The sequence below is a fragment of the Acinetobacter sp. YH12120 genome (assembly GCF_013418795.1).
GTDB lineage: Bacteria > Pseudomonadota > Gammaproteobacteria > Pseudomonadales > Moraxellaceae > Acinetobacter > Acinetobacter towneri.
The window spans coordinates 39,464-66,450 of record NZ_VPBI01000016.1; the positions used below are offsets into that span (position 1 = coordinate 39,464).

The 26,987-nt window shown below is 39.2% G+C and carries 28 protein-coding genes and 2 pseudogenes; 17 read left to right on the forward strand and 13 right to left on the reverse strand.

Annotated elements, in window-relative coordinates; all coding sequences use genetic code 11:
- Positions 1–26: 26 nt before the first annotated feature.
- From FTU58_RS10575 to tusD, 4 genes are all read right to left on the reverse strand, one after another.
- Positions 27–338, reverse strand: coding sequence for a TusE/DsrC/DsvC family sulfur relay protein (locus FTU58_RS10575; protein WP_026438386.1), 312 nt, complete (start codon positions 336–338; stop codon positions 27–29).
- A 58-nt stretch (positions 339–396) separates the two neighbouring features.
- Positions 397–681 (reverse strand): DsrH/TusB family sulfur metabolism protein, encoded by a 285-nt coding sequence (locus FTU58_RS10580; RefSeq protein ID WP_004973553.1) that lies wholly within the window; start codon positions 679–681, stop codon positions 397–399.
- A 65-nt stretch (positions 682–746) separates the two neighbouring features.
- Complete coding sequence (locus FTU58_RS10585; protein ID WP_004973555.1) at positions 747–1,097, reverse strand: hypothetical protein; 351 nt, start codon at positions 1,095–1,097, stop codon at positions 747–749.
- A gap of 43 nt (positions 1,098–1,140) precedes the next feature.
- The gene (gene tusD, locus FTU58_RS10590) at positions 1,141–1,509 is read right to left on the reverse strand and encodes a sulfurtransferase complex subunit TusD (protein WP_104851975.1); all 369 of its coding nucleotides are present in this window, start codon (positions 1,507–1,509) and stop codon (positions 1,141–1,143) included.
- A gap of 60 nt (positions 1,510–1,569) precedes the next feature.
- On the opposite strand from tusD, the gene FTU58_RS10595 reads away from it, so the two are divergent.
- The 5 genes from FTU58_RS10595 to FTU58_RS10615 all read left to right on the forward strand — a co-directional run bounded on the left by FTU58_RS10595 (position 1,570) and on the right by FTU58_RS10615 (position 5,718).
- Positions 1,570–2,574 (forward strand): SDR family NAD(P)-dependent oxidoreductase, encoded by a 1,005-nt coding sequence (locus tag FTU58_RS10595; RefSeq protein ID WP_104851974.1) that lies wholly within the window; start codon positions 1,570–1,572, stop codon positions 2,572–2,574.
- Positions 2,575–2,748: 174 nt separating this feature from the next.
- Positions 2,749–4,143 carry a class II fumarate hydratase gene (gene fumC / locus FTU58_RS10600; protein ID WP_096902814.1) on the forward strand — a complete coding sequence of 465 codons (1,395 nt, stop codon included), beginning with the start codon at positions 2,749–2,751 and terminating at the stop codon, positions 4,141–4,143.
- A 133-nt stretch (positions 4,144–4,276) separates the two neighbouring features.
- Positions 4,277–4,465 carry a type II toxin-antitoxin system HicA family toxin gene (locus tag FTU58_RS10605; protein WP_004973562.1) on the forward strand — a complete coding sequence of 63 codons (189 nt, stop codon included), beginning with the start codon at positions 4,277–4,279 and terminating at the stop codon, positions 4,463–4,465.
- Between the two features lie 2 nt (positions 4,466–4,467).
- Entirely contained in the window at positions 4,468–4,851 is a 384-nt protein-coding gene (locus tag FTU58_RS10610) for a type II toxin-antitoxin system HicB family antitoxin (protein ID WP_004973564.1), read from the forward strand.
- Between the two features lie 375 nt (positions 4,852–5,226).
- Positions 5,227–5,718: a hypothetical protein gene (locus FTU58_RS10615; RefSeq protein ID WP_004973565.1), complete on the forward strand. Its 492-nt coding sequence runs from the start codon at positions 5,227–5,229 to the stop codon at positions 5,716–5,718.
- A 104-nt stretch (positions 5,719–5,822) separates the two neighbouring features.
- On the opposite strand, the gene FTU58_RS10620 is transcribed toward FTU58_RS10615, so the two are convergent.
- The gene (locus tag FTU58_RS10620; RefSeq protein WP_104851971.1) at positions 5,823–6,740 is read right to left on the reverse strand and encodes a LysR family transcriptional regulator; all 918 of its coding nucleotides are present in this window, start codon (positions 6,738–6,740) and stop codon (positions 5,823–5,825) included.
- 93 nt (positions 6,741–6,833) lie between these two features.
- Here FTU58_RS10620 and FTU58_RS10625 point away from each other — a divergent pair, with 93 nt between their 5' ends.
- The 8 genes from FTU58_RS10625 to FTU58_RS10660 all read left to right on the forward strand — a co-directional run bounded on the left by FTU58_RS10625 (position 6,834) and on the right by FTU58_RS10660 (position 12,945).
- Entirely contained in the window at positions 6,834–8,075 is a 1,242-nt protein-coding gene (locus tag FTU58_RS10625; protein ID WP_004973568.1) for an acyl-CoA dehydrogenase family protein, read from the forward strand.
- 130 nt (positions 8,076–8,205) lie between these two features.
- Complete coding sequence (locus tag FTU58_RS10630) at positions 8,206–9,327, forward strand: phosphotransferase family protein (protein ID WP_179994188.1); 1,122 nt, start codon at positions 8,206–8,208, stop codon at positions 9,325–9,327.
- Positions 9,324–10,022, forward strand: coding sequence for a histidine phosphatase family protein (locus FTU58_RS10635; protein ID WP_004973573.1), 699 nt, complete (start codon positions 9,324–9,326; stop codon positions 10,020–10,022). The genes FTU58_RS10630 and FTU58_RS10635 overlap by 4 nt, the downstream gene beginning before the upstream one ends.
- A gap of 10 nt (positions 10,023–10,032) precedes the next feature.
- The gene (locus FTU58_RS10640) at positions 10,033–10,776 is read left to right on the forward strand and encodes an SDR family oxidoreductase (RefSeq protein WP_004973576.1); all 744 of its coding nucleotides are present in this window, start codon (positions 10,033–10,035) and stop codon (positions 10,774–10,776) included.
- Positions 10,777–10,938: 162 nt separating this feature from the next.
- Positions 10,939–11,649: an SGNH/GDSL hydrolase family protein gene (locus FTU58_RS10645; RefSeq protein ID WP_004973578.1), complete on the forward strand. Its 711-nt coding sequence runs from the start codon at positions 10,939–10,941 to the stop codon at positions 11,647–11,649.
- Positions 11,650–11,729: 80 nt separating this feature from the next.
- Positions 11,730–11,873, forward strand: a complete 144-nt coding sequence (locus FTU58_RS10650; protein ID WP_004973580.1) for a hypothetical protein — start codon at positions 11,730–11,732, stop codon at positions 11,871–11,873.
- A complete protein-coding gene (locus FTU58_RS10655) occupies positions 11,870–12,322 on the forward strand; it encodes an XRE family transcriptional regulator (protein WP_154320746.1) in 453 nt (150 codons plus the stop codon). The genes FTU58_RS10650 and FTU58_RS10655 overlap by 4 nt, the downstream gene beginning before the upstream one ends.
- Positions 12,323–12,354: 32 nt before the next feature.
- Complete coding sequence (locus FTU58_RS10660; protein WP_180062414.1) at positions 12,355–12,945, forward strand: uracil-DNA glycosylase family protein; 591 nt, start codon at positions 12,355–12,357, stop codon at positions 12,943–12,945.
- A 77-nt stretch (positions 12,946–13,022) separates the two neighbouring features.
- On the opposite strand, the gene FTU58_RS10665 is transcribed toward FTU58_RS10660, so the two are convergent.
- Complete coding sequence (locus FTU58_RS10665) at positions 13,023–14,546, reverse strand: phospholipase D family protein (protein ID WP_180062418.1); 1,524 nt, start codon at positions 14,544–14,546, stop codon at positions 13,023–13,025.
- A 237-nt stretch (positions 14,547–14,783) separates the two neighbouring features.
- Between FTU58_RS10665 and FTU58_RS10670 the strand changes: the two genes are divergently transcribed.
- Positions 14,784–15,899, forward strand: coding sequence for an S-(hydroxymethyl)glutathione dehydrogenase/class III alcohol dehydrogenase (locus FTU58_RS10670; RefSeq protein WP_004973720.1), 1,116 nt, complete (start codon positions 14,784–14,786; stop codon positions 15,897–15,899).
- Positions 15,900–16,416: 517 nt separating this feature from the next.
- Positions 16,417–17,475: a 3-deoxy-7-phosphoheptulonate synthase gene (locus FTU58_RS10675; RefSeq protein WP_104851962.1), complete on the forward strand. Its 1,059-nt coding sequence runs from the start codon at positions 16,417–16,419 to the stop codon at positions 17,473–17,475.
- A 123-nt stretch (positions 17,476–17,598) separates the two neighbouring features.
- Here the strand turns inward: FTU58_RS10675 and FTU58_RS10680 are convergent, their stop codons facing one another.
- The 4 genes from FTU58_RS10680 to FTU58_RS10695 form a co-directional block, all read right to left on the reverse strand.
- A complete protein-coding gene (locus tag FTU58_RS10680; RefSeq protein ID WP_131261381.1) occupies positions 17,599–18,789 on the reverse strand; it encodes an MFS transporter in 1,191 nt (396 codons plus the stop codon).
- Between the two features lie 294 nt (positions 18,790–19,083).
- On the reverse strand, positions 19,084–19,458 hold the full coding sequence (gcvH, locus tag FTU58_RS10685; protein WP_096902550.1) for a glycine cleavage system protein GcvH: 375 nt from the start codon (positions 19,456–19,458) through the stop codon (positions 19,084–19,086).
- Between the two features lie 71 nt (positions 19,459–19,529).
- Positions 19,530–20,558, reverse strand: a complete 1,029-nt coding sequence (locus FTU58_RS10690) for an AraC family transcriptional regulator (protein ID WP_004973729.1) — start codon at positions 20,556–20,558, stop codon at positions 19,530–19,532.
- Positions 20,559–20,785: 227 nt separating this feature from the next.
- Entirely contained in the window at positions 20,786–22,645 is a 1,860-nt protein-coding gene (locus FTU58_RS10695) for an ABC transporter ATP-binding protein (protein ID WP_167846013.1), read from the reverse strand.
- Between the two features lie 421 nt (positions 22,646–23,066).
- On the opposite strand from FTU58_RS10695, the gene FTU58_RS10700 reads away from it, so the two are divergent.
- On the forward strand, positions 23,067–23,525 hold the full coding sequence (locus FTU58_RS10700; protein WP_136143933.1) for a DUF2147 domain-containing protein: 459 nt from the start codon (positions 23,067–23,069) through the stop codon (positions 23,523–23,525).
- A 190-nt stretch (positions 23,526–23,715) separates the two neighbouring features.
- Here the strand turns inward: FTU58_RS10700 and FTU58_RS10705 are convergent, their stop codons facing one another.
- Entirely contained in the window at positions 23,716–25,050 is a 1,335-nt protein-coding gene (locus FTU58_RS10705) for an ISNCY family transposase (protein ID WP_180062415.1), read from the reverse strand.
- 163 nt (positions 25,051–25,213) lie between these two features.
- Here FTU58_RS10705 and FTU58_RS10710 point away from each other — a divergent pair.
- Positions 25,214–25,374: pseudogene (locus FTU58_RS10710) on the forward strand (VF530 family DNA-binding protein); the annotation flags it as partial.
- A 323-nt stretch (positions 25,375–25,697) separates the two neighbouring features.
- Here FTU58_RS10710 and FTU58_RS10715 read toward each other — a convergent pair.
- Together FTU58_RS10715 and FTU58_RS10720 are read right to left on the reverse strand one after the other, a co-directional pair.
- On the reverse strand, positions 25,698–26,756 hold the full coding sequence (locus tag FTU58_RS10715) for a 2,3-butanediol dehydrogenase (protein WP_004281883.1): 1,059 nt from the start codon (positions 26,754–26,756) through the stop codon (positions 25,698–25,700).
- Between the two features lie 21 nt (positions 26,757–26,777).
- Positions 26,778–26,870 (reverse strand): annotated as a pseudogene (locus FTU58_RS10720) (SDR family oxidoreductase); the annotation flags it as partial.
- Positions 26,871–26,987 lie beyond the last annotated feature (117 nt).

A 26,987-nucleotide genomic window follows, 5' to 3' on the forward strand; every position in this document is an offset into this window, starting at 1 on the left:
TGCTGTATTAATCAGCAACAGTTTGTCTATAAGCAGTTGGCTGGTTTAGGAATACCCGCTAAACGACTTAAATGCCGTGCCACCAAACCTGTATTAAATTTTTCCTGCAAAACAGCGTTGTTAATCTCTGGGCTTACAGTTTTCATTAAAAATTTGATTAAAGGACGGGTTGCAGGTGAGTGTCCAAATTGCTGATAAAATTGGCGTACAGCGTGCAAAACTTCAAAATGCCAAGCTGTGAGTTCAAGCTCTAAACTTTGCGCCAATTCTTGCGCCACTTGTTCATTCCAGACAGTGTAATCCAGCAAATGTCCATCTTGATCTAATTCTAGTGTCATCTCTTGTTTCATTCACCCTTAAAAATGCTTTGCATTGGTTTCATATCATTACGGCTTGCTATTTTAAGCTGATACAGCGCTGATGTGCTAAACACAGCGTTGCAAAAGCTGCATAATTAATCGGCTGTACATTTTCCGCCAAATGACCATTCAATATTTCTGCATCATTTTCCAGTACATATATTTTGTCTAGCTGGGCACAGAGTGGATGTTGCTGATGCAATACCGCATCACCCATAAGTACAACGCTGTCTTGCGGAGCATACAAGGCATTTAGCTCTGCTAAAATTGTTGCGGTGCTATCAAAGCTCGCTTGGATTAAATATAAATTTGCGTCAGACATGCTTTTCTCTTTAGATGTTTAGATATGGTCAAATGATCAATCAGATTGTTAAACCACCGATCAACCTACCAATATAAAACTCGATCAAAGGTTTGAATCAGCTCCCGATTCAGTTCCACCCATTCAATTTCATGTACCGTATTTTTGATAAACGGCGAGTTAGCATGTTTATTTTCAATCAAAATTGGGCTGAGGTCATAAAACTCAAAGCTATCGACCAAATTGGATGCCACTTTAAAAGCATGTTTTAGTGAATCAAATGCCAGTTCCGACTGTAATAGGCTTAATGCCGCATCTTGTAATAACACTTTGACTTCACAACCAAAAGTTGCCAGTACCATTGTTGCAGACAAGCTTTCATGCACTTGTAAGCTGTTTAAATTGGCCTGACGTAAAACCACGAGTACAGTTTTCACACAATTTACCTTTTAAATGCAACAGATTTACAAAATGAATCGCTTAAAATTGAATCAGGCGTTTTGTGCTTTGCACTGCATCGGCCAGTTCGCCCAAGCCAACCAATTCAAAGCCTGCGGCTAAATTGTGTTGGCTCAGTTGATGGCGTTTGGCATTGTCTGCATCGCTAATACCACGTGCCAGTGCGGCACTTACACATACGGGTAAACGAATAGACAATTTTTGCCATTCTGTTTTGAGGTTGCGTTGATCATCGGGTACCCATTGCAACTCATTCGCTACAGCAACGCCATCTTGATAAAAAAACACACGAAAAGCCTCATTTTTCTGTTGTAAGGCTTGAGCAAGACCGAGTGCATGCCATGCATGAATAGAGGTTGGTGCGGAGGTTATTAGTAATAAGGTGCTCATCAAAATTCACTAATGCAATGTGCCAAGGCGCATTCAGACTTTATAAAAAAGGTAGTATAAATGATTTTAGTGACTGGTGGTTTAGGCTTTATAGGCTCACACATTGCATTAAGCCTAATGGCTCAAGGGCAAGAGGTCATTATTGTAGATAATTTATCCAATGCAAGTATGCAGACCTTAGAGCGACTTGAATATATTGCAGGGCGTTATGTGCCTTTTGCCAAATTAGATGTAAGAAACACGCCTGCGCTGAACAAAGTCTTTGAACAATATTCGATTACTGCGGTGGTGCATTGTGCAGGGTTTAAATCTTTAGAAGAATCGGTGCTTAAACCACTGGAATATTATAACGATAACGTCAGTTGTATTATGAGTTTATTGCGTTCTATGCAACGTACAGGCGTGCGTCGTTTGGTGCATCTTTCAAGTATCGCGGTCTATGGTAAGTCGGGATTGAGTCTGGAAGAAAGCCAGAGCTTTAATTACACCTATGCCAATCCGTATGTAAAATCTCAGCAGATGGTTGAAGAAATCATCCAAGATACTTTTAGAACCGACAATGAATGGAATATCGCTATTTTGCGCTTGAGTAATATTGCTGGCGCGTTTGAACACGGTATTTTAGGCGAAGTCGTTGCTCCATTACCTAAAAATATTATTCCTTTGGCGATGCAAGTCGCAGTACAGCAGCGTGAAGCGATTGAGCTACGTCAGCAAGCCAATACTGCAGATCAAACCGCAGAACGCAGCTTTGTACACGTACTCGATGCCTGTGAAGCCGTAATCGCAAGTCTGCATTGGTTATTTCAGCAAACACATAGCTGTGAAGCCTTTAATATTGCAGGAGAAGTGGTTTCAATTCAGCAATTACTTGCACGTATTAGTGAAGTGACTGACACTGAGATTGCTACAGTTCCTGCAATTCATTATGAATATCCTGAGTTGGATCAGTTGGGTGCAGTCGTAGATAAAGCACAACAGTATTTACACTGGCAGCCAAAACGTAGTCTGGAAAAAATGCTAGAAGATGAATGGCGTTTTTATCAAAATACGCTCAAGCATTAAAAGTAGCGCTATAAAATTCGTTGAAAGGCGATTCACGAAGCCTCATAGCTGAAACAGATACAATGCAACGGAATTATTGATAATAATTATCATTTACTTGATTGTCTGGTTTTTATAAGATCAATATAAGAATACATGACATCATAACGAAATCACGAGGGAATGAGGCTGAACATGCAAACACGTATTGAACATGACACCATGGGTGAAGTTGAAGTTCCGAATGACGCGCTTTGGGGCGCACAAACTCAGCGTAGCTTACAAAATTTCAAAATTGGCAATGAGCGTTTACCACGCGCCATGATTCGCGCTATGGGTTTGGTTAAAAAAGCTGCGGCAATCACCAATGCAAACTTAGGGCAAATCCCGCAAGAGTTGGCGCAGTACATTGTCGGTGCAGCAGATGAAGTCATTGCAGGGCAGTGGGATAGCCAATTTCCTTTGGTGGTGTGGCAAACAGGTTCGGGTACGCAAAGTAACATGAACTGTAATGAAGTGATTGCCAATATCGCCAATCAAAAACTGGGGAATCCTTTAGGTGCACAAAAGCCTGTACATCCGAATGATCATGTCAACCGCGCCCAATCGACCAATGATTCTTTTCCAACTGCAATTCATGTGGCAGCGAGTTTGCAAATTAATGAACTGCTCATTCCTGCAGTAAAGAGTTTGCGCGATACGTTGCATGCGAAAAGTGAAGAATTTTCTGAAATTGTCAAAATAGGACGTACACATTTACAAGATGCGACACCATTAACTTTAGGGCAGGAATTTAGTGGCTATGTATCGCAGCTAGATCATGGTTTAAAACGTCTAGAACAGGCTTTAACAGGCTTGTATGAGTTGCCATTGGGCGGTACAGCAGTCGGTACAGGCTTAAATGCACATCCTGATTATGCGGTACAGGCAGCGGAGCAATTGGCACAGCTAACAGGCTTAGCATTTGTGACTGCACCAAATAAGTTTGAGGCTTTGGCGGGGCGTGATGCTGCGGTATTTGCTTCAGGTGCATTAAAAACTTTGGCGGTGAGTTTAAATAAAATTGCGAATGATATTCGCTGGTTAGCCAGTGGCCCGCGTTGTGGTTTTGGTGAGCTGCGTATTCCAGAAAATGAACCTGGTTCAAGTATTATGCCGGGCAAGGTTAATCCAACACAAAGCGAAGCAATGACCATGGTAGTTGCACAGGTATTGGGCAATGACACCACAATTAACGTGGCTGGTGCATCGGGCAATTTTGAGCTGAATGTATTTATGCCAGTAATTGCATATAACTTATTGCAATCTATTCAACTCTTGGGTGATGCATGTAATAGCTTTAATGAGCATTGCGCCGTTGGCATTCAAGCAAACCGTGAAAAAATAGATCACTTTTTGCATGATTCACTCATGTTAGTGACCGCTTTGAATCCTGTAATTGGTTATGAGAATGCAGCGGAGGTGGCAAAAACAGCTTATAAGGAAAATAAAACCTTAAAGCAAGTTGCAGTAGAGCTGAATTTGGTCACAGCAGAGCAGTTTGATGAAGTGGTACGTCCTGAACAGATGATTGCTCCGAATACCAAATAGTCAGTTTTAAGTAAATTGAGAGGTCTGTGTTTGTCTGCTCAAGATGACAGATAAACACAGACTTTGTTTATAAAAATCAGTGAAACTTTGAAGTATTCTTTCTTATTAAAATTATGTTGTGTATAATTACACAATGAACAGCAAAGACATTATTAAGCGTCTTGAGCAGGAAGGCTGGTACAAAGTGGGTGGTAAAGGCGACCATGAAAAGTATAAGCATCCTGAAAAGCCTGGACATGTTGTGGTACCACATCCACGTAAAGATATGCCAATAGGAACTCTACGCAATATATATAAACAGGCTGGTTGGGAGTGGAGGTAAAAATGTTATATCCAGTATATGTTCACAAAGATGAAGATAGCGCATACGGTTTAACCTTTCCTGACTTTGATGGATGCTTTAGCGCAGCAGATGAGATGCAAGATATTCAGCGCATGGCACAGGAAGCGGTTGAAGTTCACTTTGATGGTGAAGATATTCCGTTACCAGAACCATCAAGCCCAGAGCAATGGTTAGGTGATGAGCGATTTGAGGGGGGGTTTTGGTTGTTAGTTGATATTGATACAACAAAAGTAAATACAAAGTCTATTCGTATTAATATCAGCATGCCAGAAGCTTTAGTGAAACGTATTGATGCTGTTGCAAAAAAACAACATTTAAGCCGTTCGGCATTCTTAGCTAAAAGCGCGGAAATGGCGTTGCATTAATCAAGTAAAATATACTAAACCCAGCCTAAATGCTGGGTTTTCTATTGCACCTAATTTGAATGTAGAGGGGTAATTCATCCTAATACGATTTTAAATTTATGTGTTGGTTTAAAGACATAATTTGCATAACGGCAGAATAGGCTGCTACAAGGTGCTATCTAAATGTAATAGTTCAAAACCCGTCATTTAGTCGCATTAACCACTTTTAGATGCTTTCTTTTATGTCCGTTCCTTATTCAACTTACATTGATTAAGCTGCCATAATTGCTAGAATACGCAATACTTCAAAATACTGTTTTGCTAAAGTTTTGCATTTATTTTGCAAAATTTAATTTTTTTATAAGCAACTCAATATCTTAACTACGGAAATTTTCAATGCTCTCAATTTATTTAACAGATGTTCAGCAACACGTGCAATTTAAAGATTACCCGGGTGAGCAGCCTGTTAAATTTATCTTGAATTTTAAAAAGATTTTTCCAAGTGTAATGGAGCTTTTACTACCTGTATTGCCTGAAAATGAAAATCTGGAAGAAATGACGTGGGAATCAACCACTGCAGATTTAGAGTTATTTAAATTGCTGCTCAGTGGGTGGGGCGTGATTGAATTACGTTTAAATGCGCTCAGTCAGTTCAAGGGCAAGACATTTGCAGATCAGTTAGTGAAACAAGCCCAACAAAAACGTAAAGATTTCGCCAAAGCACAACAACAATTACAAACTGTGGAGCTAGATTACTTATTTATGCATGAAACACATGCCTTAATTGATGCTGAATTGGTAGAAGTAGGTGAAAAGTTCTATTTGCCAATTTTGCGTGATTTATGGAAAGGCAAAGTATCTACAAAAGTATTGGAAGCGAAGTTTTAAGAACAAACCCATATTAAAAAGCTGTATCGGCGGCTTTTATTTTTTATAGAATCATACAAGACGATTAGCAACCACTTGCAAATTCAAGATTAACTCAAAATAGCCTAAGCAAAGATTTTAGAAATTTCCTCTCTTAAGAAATAATGCCTTGAATTTTCCTGTAAATCTTTATGCCAATACATCCCCATATTAATTACAGGCAAGTCTACAGGCACATCAAAAATATTCAATTTTTGGCTCATATTCAAATGCTTTAAAATCATTTTAGGAATAGTTAGTATGGCTTGAGGATGCTGCTGTAAAATCTGTAACGCCGTAGAATAGTGCTGACAACGTAAAAAAACCTGCCGTGATAATTGCTTTTGATGCAAATAAATATCTTCTAGCAACATACCAGTACGCCGTGATGAAACCCCAATATGTGCAGAAGATAAATAAAGTGCAGTATTCATTTCTTGTTGTGAACTACAGACCACAAATTGGTCTTGAACTAAGGATTGAAACTGAATTTTATCGCCAAAGTTTTGTTCTAAATCAATTACAAAATCAATTTGTTGTGTTGCTAAATCTGCCAAAACCGTTTTGCGGTCTAATTTGTGGCTCAGAAATTGAATATCCAAGTTCAACTTTTGAAAATGTGCCACCAATTTAGGAAAAATAATCGGTTCAATTTCATCATGGATAGCAATTTTGAGCGATTGCAACATATTCGGCTCAAATTGCTGTTTCTGTATTGCAATACTTTGAATCGCCAACAAGGCATTTTTAATAGTCGGATAAATTTGCTCGGCAAAAGGCGTAGGCAGCATTTTATTGCCACTTCGCACCAGTAAATCATCTTGTAAATGTTGTCTTAAACGCTGCAAAGCATGACTGGCGGCAGATTGGCTAATACACAAAATTTGTGCAGCTTTGGAAATACTGCGCTGCTCATAAATTGCAACAAACATCGGGTATAAATTGATGTCTAAACGATGAAAAACGGTAAGATCAACTTTTGCATTGTTATGAACATGATTCATAGTGTTTTATTGAATTAAATCATTTTGTTCATATTACTTTTCAAGTTAAGGTGTTGTAAAGCAATGAATACAATATTTTAAGGGATTTGAACCATGTTTGAGCTATCTGCACGCGCCAAAGACTATATAGAACGTACCAAAGCCTTTATTGCCAAAGAAATTGAGCCGATTGAAGCTGAATTCTGGGCAGAAGTTCACGAATTAAATCAGGGTGGTGACTGGACTAAATGGCAATGGCCAGCACAATTAGAACAATTAAAAGCCAAAGCCAAAGCTGCAGGTTTATGGAATATGTTTTTACCTTGTCCAGAATTAGGACAAGGTTTGTCGGTACAAGAATATGCACACATTGCAGAGTTGAGTGGACGCAGTTTGATTGCGCCAACCGTATTTAACTGTAATGCACCCGACAGCGGCAACATGGAAGTTTTATGGCGCTATGGTTCTGAAGCACAAAAGGCAGAATGGCTGACACCGCTGCTTGAAGGTAAAATTCGTTCTGTGTTTTGTATGACTGAACCTGCAGTGGCTTCAAGTGATGCGACCAATATGCAGGCAACAGCAGTCGTAGACGGCGATGAAATTGTCTTGAATGGTCGTAAATGGTGGTCTTCAGGTTTGGGCGATCCAAATGCCAAAATTATTATTTTTATGGCGCATACACCCGATGAAACCAAAGACCGTCATCATCAACACTCTATGGTTTTAGTCCCTGTGGATACTGCGGGCGTTAAAATTCAACGCATGTTACCTGTATTTGGTGATTACGACGCGCCACACGGTCATGGCGAAGTCAGTTTTGATAACGTGCGTGTGCCTGTTGCCAACTTTATTGGCGGTGCAGGACAAGGTTTTGAAATTGCACAAGGTCGTTTAGGTCCGGGGCGTATTCACCATTGTATGCGTTGTATTGGTGCAGCCGAAAAATCTTTGGAGTTGATGATTGACCGTGGCATGAGTCGTACCGCATTTGGCAAGGAAATTCTGAAACTCGGTGGCAATTTGGAGCGTGTAGCGGAAGCGCGTGTGGCAATTGACCAAGCACGTTTATTGACTCTTTATGCAGCCTATAAAATGGATACTTTAGGCAATATGGCAGCACTTACCGAAATTTCTGCCATTAAAGTGGTTGCACCAAGTGTCTTGGAAAAAGTAGTTGATATGGCGATGCAGATTCATGGCGGCGCAGGCGTGTCTAGAGATACACCGTTGACAGGTTTCTTTGCCCAAGCGCGTAGTTTACGTCTTGCCGATGGACCAGACGAAGTACACAAAGGCATGATTGCCAAACTTGAGTTGGCTAAACGTGGTTATCGTAGCAGCCGCAAAAAATAAGTCAGTTGCGAATTTTTTATTGTGTCGCTTGGTAGTGTATTCGGCAATATTTCTGATATTGCCGATACATCTCAAGAGAACACGGAAAATCTATGTTAGATTAAAAAAATTGGAAAATTAGGGAAAAATAATGTCAGTTATTGATGTAGGCGGCACAGTACGCGAAGGCGAAGAACTCGATATTCAGGCAGTGACAGCATGGTTAAAACAACAAAATGTCGATGTCGTAGAACCTGTAGAAGTCACACAATATTCAGGCGGTGCATCGAACTGGACATATCGCCTTAAGTACAGCAATGCTGATTTAATTTTGCGTCGTCCGCCCAAAGGTACTAAAGCTAAATCTGCACATGACATGGCGCGTGAATATCATGTGCAAAAGAATTTAGCCCCGTTTTATCCTGTGTTACCTGAAATGGTGGCGTTGTGTCAGGATGAAGCTGTAATTGGCTGCGATTTTTACGTGATGCAACGTATTGAAGGCATTATCCCACGTGCAAAATTGCCACCAGAGCTTGATTTTAGCGAAACTCAAGTACATGAACTTTGTGTAAATGTCATTGATAAACTGATTGAGCTGCATCAAGTACCTTATGCAGGAACTGAGCTAGAAAAATTAGGGAAAGGTGATGGTTATTGCCGACGTCAGGTAGAAGGTTGGGATGCACGCTATGCCAAAGCACATACCATCAACGTGCCATCTTTTAAATATGTGCGTAAATGGTTGTTAGACCATATTCCTGTAGATTCAAAAACCTGCATTATTCATAACGACTGGCGTTTTGATAATGTGATTTTAGACCCGAAACATCCGACTCAAGTGATTGGCGTTTTGGACTGGGAAATGGCAACACTGGGCGATCCACTCATGGATTTAGGCTCGGCTTTGGCATATTGGGTTGAAGATACCGATAATCAAATTTTTAAAGCCACCCGTCGTCAACCAACGCACTTAAAAGGCATGTTCACACGTCAGCAAGTGGTGGACTATTATTTGCAAAAAACAGGCTTGAGCACCGATAACTGGACATTCTATGAAGTGTTTGGAATTTTCCGTTTAGCGGTGATCGCCCAGCAAATTTATTATCGTTATTTCCACAAGCAAACCAATAATCCTGCATTTAAGGATTTCTGGATTGTCATTCATGCTTTGCATATTCGTGCCTTAAAGTTAATTGGTTTACAAAAACTGGAAGCAAATGAACTAGCACAAAAATATATCGCCAAATTTAAGGAATTGATGCCGAAATGACCACCATTTATTTAATTCGTCATGGGCAAGCATCTTTTGGGGCAGAAAGTTATGATCAACTTTCGCCTAATGGTGAGTTACAAGCCAAATTGCTCGGACGTTATTTTGATCGCATTTTAAAAGAAGCACCCTATGTGGTGGCTGGTTCAATGCAGCGCCATCAGCAAACTGCACAACTGGCTTTGGCAGAATGTTTTCCTGAGGTCGAAATTCATACCGACAGCGCATGGAACGAGTTTAATCATCAACAGGTTTTCGCGCAGTATGAACCGCGTTTTAATCAACCTGAATTGATGAAAGAAGATGTCGCCAAAGAGGTCAATCCTCGTGCATATTTGGCAAAAATTTTTGAAGGTGCGATAGAACGCTGGACGGGCGGTGAATATCACCATGAATATGAAGAATCTTGGCCGCATTTTAAACAGCGTGTCGAAGATGCATTGCAGCATTTATGTGATGACTTAGCCCAAAAACAACCACGATATGCTGTGGTATTTACTTCTGGTGGTGTGATTTCTGTGGCTGCAGGTAAAATTTTAGGCTTAACGCCCAATAAAACCTTTGCATTGAACTGGGCAATTACTAACTCAAGTATCACCACTTTACGTTTGGTCGGCAGTGAACCACAACTGTTAAGCTTGAATGAACATCATTTTATTAAAGCTGAAAACTCAAATTTATTGACTTGGATTTAAGGATCAAACCATGACAAAAACAATTCTAATTACAGGTGCAAGTTCAGGTATTGGTGCGGGTATGGCACGTGAATTTGCTCAAATGGGTTATAACCTTGCAATTTGCGCCCGACGTTTAGAGCGTTTGGAAACGCTGAAACAAGAACTGGAAAGCCAGTTTGGTATTCGTGTTATTGCAAAAACGCTGGATGTCACCAATTATGATCAGGTGTTTCAGGTGTTTCGTGAATTTAAACAAGATTTTGGACAAATTGACCGCATTATTGTCAATGCAGGCGTGGGCGAAGGACGTCGCATTGGTAAAGGTAATTTTGCCATCAACAAAGCCACAGTAGAAACCAACTTTATTTCAGCTTTGGCGCAGTGTGAAGCCGCGGTTGAAATTTTCCGTGAGCAAAACTCAGGGCATTTGGTGATGATTTCATCTATGAGTGCCATTCGTGGTATGCCAAAACATCTTACTGCTTACGGTGCAAGTAAAGCTGCAGTAGCACATTTAGCAGAAGGAATTCGTGCAGAATTAATTGATACACCTATTCAAGTTACGACTATTTTCCCTGGTTATATTCGTACCGAAATCAACGAAGGTGCAAAAAAACTGCCTTTTGAAGTTGATGAAAAAACAGGTTCACGCTTACTTGCTGCAGAAATTGAAAAAGCGCCAATTAAAGCCTATGTACCTAAATGGCCATGGTTGCCATTGGGCTTAGCTATGAAAGTTTTACCATTAAAATTGGTCAATAAACTCGGCTAAATAGCAGCGATATCATAGTATTTGAATAGCATCCTGAAATTTAAAGCTGATGATGAATGCAATCACTTTAAATGACACGATGCTATTTTTATATTTGAGTCTCTACTTTTGTTTGGGTTTAAAATTTGTATTTTCGGTTTTCGTATTTAAGAGTGAAATGTGATGTGGCTTAGAACAGCAACCCTTGCCTTAATTCCCGCTTTGGTGATTCAGGGAAGTCGTGTTAAAAAGAACACGATCCGATTGCCTGAAGCCGAAGGCGCACGAGAAGGTATTACAGGGCAAGGGCAAACGCTGTCATTATTGATTTTAGGCGATTCTGCCGCTGCAGGCGTTGGGGTAGCACATCAAAATGATGCGCTTTTAGGTGCGGTGATTTCTGCTTTGCAGCATCAGTACCAAGTACATTGGCGTTTAGAGGCGCAGTCTGGAGATACTACCTCACAAGTCATTCAAAAAACGAAAAAACTGGTAAATCAAAAATATGATGTTGTGGTTACTTCTGTTGGTGTCAACGATGTAACACGCTTAATGTCGGCACAGACTTGGATTAAACAACAGCAACATTTTTATCAACTTATTCAAGCGAAATTCCAACCTGAATTAATCATTGCTACGGGGGTTCCACCAATGCATTTATTTCCCGCATTGCCCAATCCATTATCTTGGCTATTTGGACAATACGCAAAACAAATGAACTTACAATTAGAAAAAATGATTGCACAACAAGAAGATATGCAGTGGATTGAATATGATATTCGAAAATATCAATCCATGAATTTAGAAATGGCAAAAGATGGTTTTCATCCAAGTAAAGAAATTTACCAGATTTGGGGGAAAGAAGTCTCGGATAGGATTTTGGAGTGGTTTTAGGTAAATTAACTTAAATAATGGTATAGTGTTAACAATCGTCAACACTAAATTATAATTAAATCATCAAGCAGAATGAAAATATGAAGAAACATCCCAATAAACATATTCGCGAAGCAATTGAATATGCGATTGAAAACGGCTGGGATGTTGTCGATTCAGGTAAATCAGCACATGCAAAACAAATCTTGCGTAAAGTAAAGCAATGTCATGGAGATGAACTATGAATAACTATCACTTTACTGTTGTGGTACGTGACGCACGTTCTGATCTGTCTGTGCTAGAAGATAAGTTCTTTGAAGCGGGTTGTGATGATGCATTAGTTTGCAGTTATAACGATACAATTTATCTTGAGTTTGACCGTGAAGCTGAAAATGCAGAACAAGCGATTCACTCAGCATTAGACAATATTCGCTCATTAGGATTTCATGATCTGATAGTAGAAGAGCAAGGTTATTCAACTTTGGCAGTAATGGCTGAACGTGCTGGAATGACTCGTCAAGCATTATCTTTATATGCGCAAAATAAACGTGGTGACGGAAACTTTCCACGTCCGATGTATGGACTTGCATCTAGATCTGCAATGTATTTTTGGCCAGAAGTTGCGACATGGTTATTCAATCAAGGGAAGTTACATAAAAATCATTATGAAGTTGCTCGTACTGCAATGTCTTAGCTTAATTTAAAGACCAAAGGTTCAATCTATAAATGTCTGATTCTAAAATAGAAACCCATCCACTCGAACCCTTTTTACCAGCCAATGCCAAGCTGTTAATGCTTGGGAGTTTTCCACCACCTAAAAGCCGTTGGAAAATGGATTTTTATTATCCGAATTATCAAAATGATATGTGGCGAATTTTGGGCTTATGCTTTTTTCAAGATAAAAACTACTTTTTAGATTTAGAAGCTAAAAATTTTCATCTTCATAAAATTATTGATTTTTTAAACACCACTGGCATTGCTATTTCAGATACGGCGCAGCAGGTGATTCGCTTAAAAGGCAATGCATCAGACAAATTTTTACAGATTGAAAAACCAATGGATATTGCAGCACTTTTAAGCAAGATACCTTTATGTCAAAGCATTATGACCACAGGCGATAAAGCGACTGATACACTCATGTTATCTATGCCTGAATCTGCCGAAAAACCTCAAATTGGGCAGGCGAGACATTGCTATTTTGCCAAGCGTGAGCTGCATTTATATCGGATGCCTTCATCTTCACGAGCCTATCCTTTAGCTTTAGAGAAAAAGGCAGAAGCGTATTTTAACTTATTTAAAGAAATAGGCTTACTATAAGTAACTTTAAATAATTGTAGACAGTGATGGCAGAGAAAGAAAAATACGCTTCCATAATTAATGTCTATCTATTGTCATTACATCATCCATTCAATAGGGAATAATGAAACTGTTTTCATCATAAAACGCTGAAACTGTGTGGTTTCAGGATCATGATGATACGTTTGAATACTGCCATCTGCCTGATGATCTAACCAAATAATTTGACCGTTTTCGTCTAATTGCAGTTCATACGCAATTTGTGGCAAATAGCGGTCTAAAGATTGAGAAACATCGTTTTGCAATTGTTCAGACTCTAACACCAAGCCAACTTCGGTATTTAATTTTGCAGAACGAGGATCAAGGTTAAAAGAACCTACAAAGACCATGCCATCTATATCAAAGAATTTGGCATGTAAACTCGAGGCGTTTTTGCCTTTGGCAGGAATTACGTTACCCGTTGCAACTTCATACCAAGTACGCTTTTTTCGTTCAATATAAGGCTTAAATTCATATAAACGAATACCTGATTTAAGTAAATCTACGCGATACTGCTGATAAAATGCATGTACCAAAGGCACATCATTGGCTAAAAATGAATTGGTCAATACACGTATCTGTATTCCTTTTTCAGCCAGTTGAGTGAGTGTTTTAAGACCATCTTCTGTTGGGACAAAATAGACAGAAACCAGTTCTAAATGTTGTTTGGGCTCACCCATTAACTTTAACATTTGTTTGTAAGTCAGTTGCTCGCCTTGAGCTGTACCCCGAATTTTATTCGGAGAATCTGCCACAAAATGCGCACGTACCCACTGTACAGGATGTTGTTCTAATTTGATGCTGACTTCTTCTTGCGCGTTAGCCACACGTTCACGAATTTTATCTTTATATTTGGCATTTAATTCATAGCGATTACGCAATTCTCTCAATTGCAACGCGTTGCCTGTGCCTAATAATTGCTTTACTGAATAGCTTAGTTCGTCATTCCAAAACTCTAAAAACACGGCATTGGCTTGGGGGACAGCACTGCCATAGAATAGAATATCCATATCAGTAAATTGAAAATTTTCACTGGCATCAAAATATTCACGGCTAATATTACGCCCACCTGTCACGGCAATCGCCCCATCGGCAATAATTAGTTTATTGTGCATACGGCGATTGATTTGTTTAAAACGAAACAAATAATCCATCACACGAAAATGCCGATATTTGTACGGATTGAAAATTTTTATTTCAAAATTAGGATGCTGAGCAAGCCGTTTTAAGGTTGGATCAAGTTGCGTACCATTTTGATCATCAATTAATAAACGAACTTTTACACCACGATCTGCTGCTTTGAGCAGTTCAGCCAACATCAACTGACCAATTAAATCATCTTCCCAAATGTAATATTGTAAATCTAAATGGTGCTGTGCTTTTTGAATCAAATATAAACGCGAGGCGATGCTACTAAAGGCATCATTTAGAGAAAGATACGCTGTTAAATTTTGGGATAAATGTGCATCAATTTCCTGACCATTCAGCCAATGATCTACATAATGCTCAACAGGGCTATCTTTGCTCGCTTGATTCATCGGTAAACTGCATCCTGTCAGTAAAATAGCGAAAAAAGCCAACATTCCAAGCCAGTAACAAGGTCTTTGGATCTTCATGATTATTCTTAAGTCATTCTGTATTTATACATGGAGATTATCCTCATGTTAATGCTTGAAACTCTGAATAGAAAGAGGGTATTGTGAGAGTCTGTTGATATTTTATAAATAGCTTGCGAGATATCTCTCTCACATCGCAAACATAGACGAATTGTCAGCAGCCCCTTATCATCTGTTAATGTATTTTTTAGGGATAATTTGCTCATGAAATCACGTGCAGCCGTCGCATTCGGCCCAGGTCAGCCGCTTGAAATTGTTGAAATTGATGTTGCACCGCCGCAGGCTGGAGAAGTCTTGGTCAAAATTACCCACACAGGGGTATGCCATACCGATGCATTTACCTTATCGGGTGAAGATCCTGAAGGTGTTTTCCCTGCAGTTCTTGGCCATGAAGGTGCAGGTATTGTGGTTGAAGTTGGTGAGGGTGTGACCAGTGTTCAACCAGGCGATCATGTGATTCCGCTTTACACAGCAGAATGTGGCGAATGTTTATTCTGTAAATCTGGTAAAACCAACCTATGCGTTTCCGTACGTGCGACACAAGGTAAAGGTTTAATGCCTGATGGCACGACACGTTTTTCTTATAATGGACAACCGATTTATCACTACATGGGCTGTTCAACCTTTAGTGAATATACGGTAGTTGCTGAAGTATCTTTAGCAAAAATTAATCCTGAAGCCAATCATGAGCAAGTTTGCTTATTAGGTTGCGGTGTTACAACTGGTTTAGGTGCAGTTAAAAATACTGCAAAAGTCCAAGAAGGCGATACCGTTGCGGTATTTGGCTTAGGTGGTATTGGTTTAGCTGTTGTGCAAGGTGCGCATAAAGCCAAAGCCAGCCGTATTATCGCCATTGATACCAACCCAGAGAAATTCAAATTGGCAGAACAATTTGGTGCAACCGAATTCTTAAATCCAAAAGATTATGACCGCCCAATTCAGGAAGTCATTGTGGAAAAAACAGGTTGGGGCGTAGATCATTCTTTTGAATGTATTGGAAATACCAATGTGATGCGTTCCGCTTTGGAATGTGCGCATCGTGGTTGGGGACAATCCATTATTATTGGTGTTGCAGGTGCAGGTCAGGAAATTTCAACTCGTCCATTCCAATTGGTGACAGGTCGTACTTGGAAAGGAACTGCGTTTGGTGGTGTAAAAGGTCGTTCGCAATTGCCAGGCATGGTTGAAGAAGCCATGAAGGGTGATATTCAACTCGAACCATTTGTAACGCACACCATGGGGCTAGACCAAATTAATGAAGCCTTTGATTTAATGCATGAGGGTAAATCTATTCGTAGTGTGATTCATTTTGATCAATGATGAGTAACGCGCTTAAATAAAGACCCAACAAAAACCAAGCTTCGGCTTGGTTTTTTTAACCCCTGGATTCGCTAAAACAGTAGCTTAATTTTAATAAATACATCCAATAAAAATTATTTTACAAAAAGGATTGCCAAACGGAACAATACAGCGTATTTTAATTTTAACAGCTCATTTTTTGATGAAAACAAGATGTTAAAGCAACCTTTAATCGCAAACGCTTACTATTACTTTTGGCAGTTTCAATGATTGCCTGAGTCGCGTTCGGGCAAAAGGTTGCCCACCAGTTGATACCTGATCGGCAACCCTGATCAGGTTTTTTTATGTCTGGTGTTTTGAATTTTATAGGTTTTTCGGAGATTTAATCATGTACAACGTTAATTATTCATACTTTAGCAACTTTTATTGGTTTTACTTTAGTCAATCTATGACTCAAACCTTGCAATCCATTAGACCCATAACGCTGAAATAAATGATCGGACTGTAAAAAAGAGAAACAGTCCAAAGGAACAGACCAATGAATGCTTTAAATACTGCTTTACAACAACAGACCAACAATACTGAAATTAGTTTAAGTTTACCGCATCAACTCAAAGCGCAACTCCCACTTTCATCTGCGCTAAAACAACAAATCGCACAACATCGACAGATTATTCAGAACATTTTAGCGGGCACAGACCCTCGCTTATTGGTCATTACAGGACCTTGTTCAATTCATGATCCGCAAGCAGCACTCGAATACGCAGAAAAATTAAAACAATTACAAAGCCAAGTTTCAGATCAAATTTTCTTGGTGATGCGCGCCTATATCGAAAAGCCACGTACTACGGTAGGCTGGAAAGGCTTTTTGTATGACCCAGACTTAGATGGCTCTGCAAACATGCAATTAGGCTTAGAAAAATCACGTGAACTGTATCTACAAATTATAGAAATGGGTTTACCAATTGCTTCTGAAATTTTAAGCCCAATGGCAACGGGATATTTTGATGATGTACTGGCTTGGGGTGCAATTGGCGCACGTACCAGTGAATCACAAATTCACCGTGAAATTTCTAGCGCCATGCCGTATAGCATTGGTTTCAAAAACGGAACTGATGGCTCAATTCAAATTGCATTAGATGCAATTCAATCGGCAAGTCATCCACATCAATTCATGGGAATGAGCCAGTCGGGTTTACCTGCTATTTTGTCATCACAAGGTAATCCACACGCGCATTTAATTTTACGTGGCGCAAATTCAGGGCCAAATTATCAATTGGCAGAAATTGAGAAAATTCAGCACAAAGCCAAAGGGCAGTTGCCTGCATTGATTATTGACTGTAGTCACGGTAACAGCCATAAAGACCCACAACAACAACCGCAAGTCTTGCGTACCATTGTGGCAGAACGTGAACAGACGCAAGTCCGTGGCATCATGTTAGAAAGTCATTTGGTGGATGGAAATCAAAAGATTTCTTGCGAGATGACTTATGGTCAATCTGTTACCGATGGCTGCTTGGGTTGGGATAAGACTGAACAACTGCTTATTGAGGTCGCTGAAAGCTTAAATCGTCAGGTTTTGGCTAAAACTGCATAAAAAATAAAACTCCAGAAACCCAAAAAACCTGAAATTTCAGGTTTTTTGGGTGGGAGAGTATTTAAAAATCAACTCTTCTTAGATTAGTTTTTAAAATAACAATTCTTTTGCTGCTATTAAAAACTAAGCCTGAATATCTGCATTAGGTTGTTTAGCCACAACAAATTTATAGAAAATTAAACTGATTAAGGTCACAACAGCACAGAGCAAATACGCTGCGGTATAGTCATAACCCGCAATAATCCAACCTAGAATTAACGCGCCTAAGGCGATACCAATATCGTAACAACAAAAATACGTAGATGTGGCATGACCAATACGATCTTTAGGGGAGCGTTGAATTGAAATGGTTTGCAGGCAAGGTTGGGCAGACCCGAACCCTACACCAATTAATGCAGCAGCCAACATAAAACCGAATACACTGTGTACCTGACTCAAGACAATTAATCCTAAAGCAAATAATATAATTGCAGGATAAATCACATAACTCGCCCCTTTACGATCATAAATTTTGCCTGTAATTGGGCGCAAAATCATCATCGAAACTGCAAATATCACGAAGAATAAACTCGCATAAGACAGCATATTGCGTGATTCTGCAAAGGTGGAAATAAATGACATAATACTGGCATACGCGAAAGAAACCATCATCGCCATGAGTGATACAGGAATTGCTTTTTTCTCTACAAAATCTTGAAGCCCTAATTTACGTTTAGGTGTTGTTTCAGTTTTTACTTTTTGGGTCGCAATTGGAATCATTAAACAGAAGGCGAAACCTACCCAAACACTGACGGATAGTAAGGTAGAAATACTGGCATAAGAAACACTTTGAATCAGACTTAAACCAATTAAAGGTCCCAATACAATCCCTAAATTTACTGACACCAAAAAATAGCCCATACCTTCACCTTTGCGACTGTCTGGAATAAAGTTATTGGCAATAGGGACGGTAACTGTGGTGACAATGCTGAACCAAATCCCATGTAAAAAACGCAGTACGAGTAGAAACAGTAAACTATCTACAAAAATGTATGCCACGCTACACAGACAAAACATGATTTCAGAAACATATAAGGTTTTCTTTACACCAAATTTTTCAATAATCAAACCGCTAAATGGGCGAATCGCGATTGCAGATAACATAAACAAAGTCATGGCTAAACCTGCCTGTGACAAGCTACCACCCAACTCATTCACAATATAAATAGGCAAAATTGTCGTTTGCGCAAAATAAAATATGAATAAGAACAAGTTATTGAATAAGCAGAGAATAAACGACTTATTCCATAAATGTTCGACATTTATAGCTGACATAACTTAAACCTATATATGGTGAGTGGAGTAGCGTGCAATGTGTACTTTGTTATACAGATGCTTTGTTATTGGAAGTCATCACACAGTAAGATCATGCAAAAAATAATAAACCCATTTATGTGAAAAGTATAGTTATTTAATAAAATTAAAACTAAAATTAGATTTTAATTCTATTTTTTTAATTATTTTATCAAATAAAGATAATTTTATTTATTTCGCAAATTGCAATGCAAAAAAAATCAGCCGAAGCTGATTTCTTTGAATTTGAGCGATTAAACACTACAAATTTAAGGCTTATAAGCCAGATTCATAGTCCGCACTTGATAAAAGCTGTTCCACATCTGCCATATTGTCTGGCTTGATTTTATAAATCCAGCCTTTGCCATACGGTTCATCATTTACAAAGTCAGGGTCATCGTCTAAATTGCTATTTACTTCAACTACTTCGCCTGAAACAGGGGCGTGAATATCTGAAGCTGTTTTAACAGACTCAACCACACCTGCTTGTTCACCCGCAATTACTTTTTGACCAACTTCAGGTGCTTCTACATAGACCAAATCGCCTAAAGCATCTTGTGCGTGGTCTGAAATGCCTGTGACGACCAAATCACCTTCAATACGCACCCATTCATGTGTTCTTGCATATTTTAATTCCGCTGGGTGATTCATTTGATAACTCCTTAAATTGTATCGAATCTTTTTGCCATGTTTTATACATGCTTTTTGCTAAAAACAAAAGTTTATAAATACGGATCTTTACGCCAATTGCTCGGACTGCGTCCACTCCAGCGTTTAAAAGCACGACTAAAATTTGCCACATCGCTATAACCCAATTCATCGGCAATTTGTTCTAGCGTGTAGTCTGTACGGGAAAGCAGGGAAGTTGCATGCCGATAACGTACTTCATCGACCAAGTTTGAAAATGAAGTACCTTCTGCAGCCAGTTGACGTTTGAGTGTGCGGTCGGACATGTGTAGATAGTCGGCAACATTTTCAATGCTTAAATAATGCTGTTCTGCGTGGGTTAAAATATCACGTACTCGCATAGAAATGCGGCGACGTTCACCTAAAGCAGAAAGTTCGGCTTCACATTGATTAATCGCAATTTGACTGGCAATAGGATCGGCATTAATCATTTTTAAGCCTAGATATTGCTTGTCAAAACTTAAACCTAAATACGGCTGATCAAAACGGAATTGATGATAAGGAAATTTCGAAAAATACTGATCAAAACCTGCAGGTTTAGGAAAGTCAAAATCGACTTCACCTGTAAAGTGTTCGGTACCTGTCATGGCTTTACTCATGGTAATCATGCCAATAATTAAAGCGATGGCAATTTCTGTGCGTAAAGGTTCCATGTGAATATCACACTGCAATTGCAGACTGGCTTTTTCACCAAAAGTTGAGAAAAACAATTGTAAAAAGGGCATACGCAGTTGAATAAAACGATTGGCTAAAATCAACGCATCACTAATTTCATGCGCAGTCATAATCGCATAGCCAATAAAGCCATGAATGGAAATGCGCATTTGCGTACCAAGATGATAACCGAGCGTCGATTCGCCTGTAAGTTTTAAAGCATGTTTAACCAACTCATTGGCAATAGGTGTAGGAATACGACATTCTGGGTCTGCCAACATTTCGCTATTGAGTTGAAATGGTGCAAATAAGGTATCTGCGTTATAACCCCAACGGGATACAACATCCAAAACCAATAAGCCATAAACCCCTGGAACACCTTGTTCCTGACGTGCTGATATTGTTTTCATGCATGTTCCATTGCATTTGCTAATTTTATTTTAATTTGCCTTAGCGACTGTCATCTATGCATATCTTAGTTTGCCAAACGGCGACATAAGAACGTAGATGACATATTGCATCTTGGCATGAAAATTAAAGAAATTCTATGGAAATTGTTAGACAAAACAGGCTTTGACTATATGCGATAAATCTGCATTTCATCAAAGCCTGAGTTACAGCAAAGTTGCTGGAGATGCTAATTTTTATCAGTCGATGGTTTTACGATTTTATCTTGTTCAATTAAAAAACCACCTGTTTGACGCTGCCAAAGTTGTGCATAAATTCCGTTCATAGCCACCAGTTCATCATGCGTACCTTGTTCTGCAATACGTCCTTGATCGAGCACAATTAAACGATCCATTTGTGCAATGGTAGATAGTCTGTGTGCAATCGCAATTACAGTTTTACCTTGCATGAGTTCATCGAGGCTCGATTGAATTGCCGCTTCAACTTCAGAATCAAGCGCACTGGTGGCTTCATCTAAAATTAAAATAGGCGCATCTTTTAAGAAAACACGGGCAATGGCAATACGTTGACGTTGTCCGCCTGAAAGTTTAACACCCCGTTCGCCCACGTAGGCTTCATAACCTTTTTTGCCACGTAAATCGGTCAATTGTGGAATAAATTCTTCAGCTTTGGCTTTGCGTACCGCTTCAAACATTTCTGCATCAGTCGCGTCAGGGCGACCATATTTAATATTTTCAGCCACAGTACGGTGTAATAGCGAAGTATCTTGAGTCACAAGTGCAATATTTTTACGCAAACTGTCTTGGGTCACATCTTCAATATTTTGCCCATCAATCATAATTGAGCCGTGTTTAAGCTCATAAAAATGTAAAAGCAATTGAATTAAGGTCGATTTACCTGCGCCTGAACGTCCCACGATACCAATTTTTTCGCCTGCACGAATATGCAGATTAAACTGATCAATCACGTTTTTACTGTTATAAGCAAAACTGACATCTTTAAACTGAATTTCGCCCTGAGCAACTTGTAATGGTTTTGCATCGGCTTTGTCTTGAATCGCAATTGGACGTCCGAGAGTTTTCATACCATCTTGAATGGTGCCGACATTTTCAAACAGGGCAGAGGTCTGCCACATCATAAACTCGGCAATACTGTTGAGTTTAAGAATCATGGCTGTAGTGGCAGCAATAATCCCCAATTCTGCACGGCCATTTAACCAGAGCCAAATTGCTGTACCTAAAACGCCCACATACAACACCACGCTTAATAAATTGATGCTGATTTCATATTGAGCGCCCAAACGCATTTGTTTATAAACCGTCAACATAAATTCTTGCATCGACGCTTTGGCATATTGGCTTTCGCGACCTGCATGCGCAAATAATTTTACGGTTTGAATATTGGTATAAGCATCGGTCACGCGTCCTGTCATCACCGCACGTGCATCGGCTTGTTCATTAGATACTTTGCTCAAACGCGGAATAAAATAAGCTGCTGCAAGAATAAATAAAGCCAACCATAATAATAACGGCAAAATGAGCATTGGAGAAATTGCGCCCAATACTAGGCTAATCGTAATAAAGTAAATGAATACATAGGCAAGCATATCGCCCAAAATGACCCAAAACTCACGTACTGCTAAGGCGGTTTGCATGACTTTGGCAGAGAGTCTTCCTGCAAAATCATTATGGAAAAAATCCAGACTTTGTTGCAACATTAAATTGTGGAAACGCCAACGCAAACGCATTGGAAAACCACTGTATAACATTTGATGCTTCACAATTGACTGCGCACTGGCAAAAAAGATATTGGCCAATAAAATACAAAACAGCAAAGTAAGGTTCTGCTGATGTTGCGCAAGGAAAGTATCTGGCTGACTTTGACTAAGCCATGTGACTAAATCGCCAATTTTTGCATATAGCAAAGCTTCAAAGCTGGCAGCGCCTGCAGTACATAAAACCAATAACAATAAATATGGACGTACACCTGAAGCTGCTTGCCAAACAAAGGCAAAAAACGTGGTTGGCAAGGGTTCGGTCAAACCTTTATTTGGATAAGGATCTATAAGTTTCTCGAACCACTTGAGCATACGATGTTACCTTGATGACTAAACCTAAATTTAAAGATAGATAAATTTAAGACAGTAAAAACAAAAACTTAGGATAAAGTTAAGAGCATTCCTGTGAATATTTCTTAACTTATAGTGATACAGCTTGTAGGTCTAGTTTACGCCATAACACAGCAAATGTTGAAAATAGAAATATAGATGATTAATTTGCATACAAAATCACGTTATAGATTCACTTTTATACATAAAGCTGCAACACATCAAAAATTATCCATCCACAAAACGCGTATTGGTTCACATTTTTAATGATATTTCATCGAACCAATAGCATATAAACATTTAATTTTAATGAAAAAATTAATTTAAATTCAACATTGATTGCTATAATCACGCCCATTTTTAGCACAACCGTGCTGTAAATTGGTTTTAAGTTGATATTTTTATGATGCGTAATTTTTTAGGTGCAATTGCACTATATTTGGGATTTATTTTTCCTGCTCAAGCCATGCCATTTGATCCATTGATTGGTACATGGAAAGTCATTGATGATCATAAAGGGCATTATGTTGCAGAAATTGTGATTCGTAAGAACTCTAAAACTTCGGAATATAGTGCTGTAATTACTCGAAATTTGTTATCGGTAGGCACAATTCAATTAGAGGTATGCAGTAAATGCCAAGGCAACTTAAAGAATCAGCCCATAAAAGGCATGCAGGCATTAGAAGGCTTGGTAGCAAATTCAAATCCAAAACAATTTTCGCAAGGACAATGGATTAACCCGAAAGATGGTTATGTCTATAAAATTGATGCTCAATTAAATGCGGCGAATAATCAAATGAAAGTATATGGCAAAGCCAAGAGCGCGAATGCGATTAGCACGATGACTTGGAAAAAACTTTAACAGATTGTACGGCGTATTTTTGAAGCTACTTGATTGAAAGATTGAGTAGCTTTTTATCTTTTTGTGAATGATAAGATAAATTGAGACACCGAACACTCAAAATAAACCCATATATATCAATTGCTTAATATATTCATGTTATTCACCAATTAAAATGTCTATGCGATAAACCATTTAAAATGGCCTGTTTTTAACTGCAAGAGTCAAGAACAGGATTTAAATTTCTTTGTTCAATAACAACTTTCTGAGCTTTACGACTCGGCATACTTTTCTTGGCACGGGAACTTTTATTTTGTTTTTCCAACTCTTCATGTTGTTGCTGGATATGGGCCAGAACCGCACCTAATCTTTTATTCTTAACTACTTCATTCTGCTGCAGTCTAGCCAGTTTATTGAAAATACTGTAGTTGATCTTCCGTCCTTCGTGCATGATGGCCACAGTACCATCTGGATACTCTAAAAATGTTATGTATTGCCCAACAAGTTTGTGGTTCAGTGGTGTTGGCTCAAGCATATAAATACACTTGTCATACGTGATAGTCAGATTCTTCGTGACCTTACGCGGTTCCTGCCAGGTAAAAATATCCTCTAGCTCAGCATCAGATTCCGTTAAAGGTCGATGCAAGTTCTTCGAGTTTCTCGCACACTTGGCAAACTTCTGATTGAACTGCTCAATGAAGCAGGGCAGCCAAGCATTGGCCTCGGTAATTGAGCAGATGCCTTCCAAACGCATTTCCTTGATCAGGCGATCCTGCAGAGTTCTGTTGGCGCGTTCCACACGTCCTTTGGCCTGTGGTGAGTTGGCAAAGATAATATCGATGTTTAATTCGTTGAGAATCCTGCCAAATTGCGTGATCTGGCTGTCTTGCTTGGATTTCTGATTGACTCGAAATACTGAGTGTTTATCGCTATAAAAGGCCAAAGGCTTGCCGTATTGCTCAATGTAGGCTCGGGTTGAAAGCATATAATCAAAGGTCGTTTCGGCCTCACAAAAGCGCAGATGCAACAGCTTTCCAGTGGCATCATCAATATAAACCAACAAGCAGCATTTAGCGTCACGTCCTTCAAACCAATCGTGATATGAGCCATCAATCTGGATTAGCTCACCAAAGCAATCGCGGTTATATCGAGGTTGATATGGACGTTTCTGGCGCTTGGATCGCGGAATCCAGAGACCATTTGCAGTCATCCAGCGCCGAAGCGTTTCTACAGGGATATTCAGGTCAAACATGCTGTTGAGCTTCTCATGCGCCAAGGTGGGACCAAAGCCCAGCAGATGTTCAGAAATAATGGAAAGGCACTTTGATTTTAACAAGTCATCATGACGACGATGACCCGGTTGACCACGACTGGCATGTGCCAGACCTGAAACACCGTCTTGATTGAGCTTGTGCAATAATCGAGTAATTTGGCGTGTTGAAAGATTCAGAATTTCTGCAGCACGGACTTGTGTAATACGTTGATCTCGAACATCTTGCAGGACTGCAAGACGTTGTATTTCCTTGTCAGACATAGTGATCAGCATCTCAAGTTTATATCCAGTCCATGATGTTGATGCGCATCATAGACCAGACATTTTTATTGGTGAGAATACAGACACTTTAAATGGTTTCTAACAGACTGATTGCGTATAATGTACGTTATGTTAAATAAATAACACCTGTCATTTTGTTCATTATTTCTGATGTGGCTTTGATGGCTTAAGTCGTAAAATTGAAATTAGATGTTTTTGTATAGATCCAAGTGTTAAGTCATCATTACGGTTTTACGTACCACACCATTGGCACGTGAAAAAGTTGAAAGCTTATATTTGTATGTCTTACGTCAAAAAGCCAAACAAAAATCGTAGCTATCAAAACTCAGCATAATATTTTATACCAAACAGAAAACTAAACTTATTGAATAGCCAATGATTTTGTAGATACCTTTCAATTAGTGGTAGACTGCCACCACTTTCCTGGCAAAATTTAGTCTATATCCCTATGGTTTATTTAAAAACTTATTTTCTATCTTTACTAGACTGTATGATCAAAATCATACTGGCACTCAACACTGTAAATTTGAGAATGAATCTGTACGTACAGACTCATTCCCTATCTATAAAGATATTAGAAATAGCTACATAGAGTTTATTTCTAGTTTATTCAAATTAGTCGTTCAAATTAGGCTTTACTATGGATGAACAATAATTTTTACAGCCGATTCATTATTATGAATCAACGTTTCAAAGCCTTTAGAAACAAGATCATCTAATGCAATACGTTGGGTAATAAAAGGTTCTAGATTAATCTTACCTTGCTCGACTAAACGGATAGTTTCCTGATGATCATTTACATAAGCAATCGTGCCACGAATATCTAGCTCTTTCATCACCACACTATGTACATTAATTGTGGCAGGATGGCTCCAAATAGAAACGATAACGACTACACCAGTTGGTTTCATTGCTGCAACGAGTGTATCCATGACTTTATTGACACTACTACATTCAAAAGCGACATCTACACCGCGGTCTTCTGTAATTTTCATTACCTCAGCAACTACATCAACCTTAGATGGGTCTAGTACATAATCGGCAACACCCGCTTCTATCGCTTTTTCTTTACGTTTTGCACTCAGTTCAGTAATGATGACCGTGAGACCTTTAGCCTTTAAAATAGCAGATAAAAGTAAGCCTATTGGGCCTGCTCCACCAACCAGTGCGATATCGCCAGCTTTTGCGCCACTTCTGACATAGGCATGATGACCGACAGATAAAGGTTCTATCAATGCTGCTTGGTCTAAAGGAATATCATTTGAAATAGGATGAACCCAACGCCGCTGAACTGCAATTTTTTCAGAAAGACCACCACCGCGTCCGCCTAAACCAATAAAGTTCATATTTTTTGATAAATGATACTTATCATTTGGGCCAGTCGGGACATCATCCGCAATAATATAGGGTTCAACTACGACATGTTGTCCAATTTGGATATCGTCTACACCCTCACCAACTGCATAAACTACGCCTGAAAATTCATGTCCCATTGTTACAGGTGCAGATTCTCCCGAAATTGGATGTGGATGACCACAAGGTGGAATAAAAATAGGGCCTTCCATGAATTCATGTAAATCTGTACCGCAAATACCGCACCATGCAACTTGAATTCCAACTGTGCCTGGAAGTACTTTCGGTTCAGGGATATCTTCAATTCGAATATCCCCTCGATCATAAAAACGAGCTGCTTTCATTGTGTATTCCTTATGTTGATATTAACGGTAAACCATTCCACCATCTGTCAAAATAGACTGACCTGTAATATAGTTTGCATCCTCGCTGGCTAAAAATGCAACTAATGAACCGTACCGGGTTTGTCGGAGACTTTTTTATTTAAGTTAGGCCACCTGACCTAACGGGTTAATCTTATCATAGTACATTGCTTCAAACTCAAAAGGTGATACATAACCCAGTGCACTGTGTAC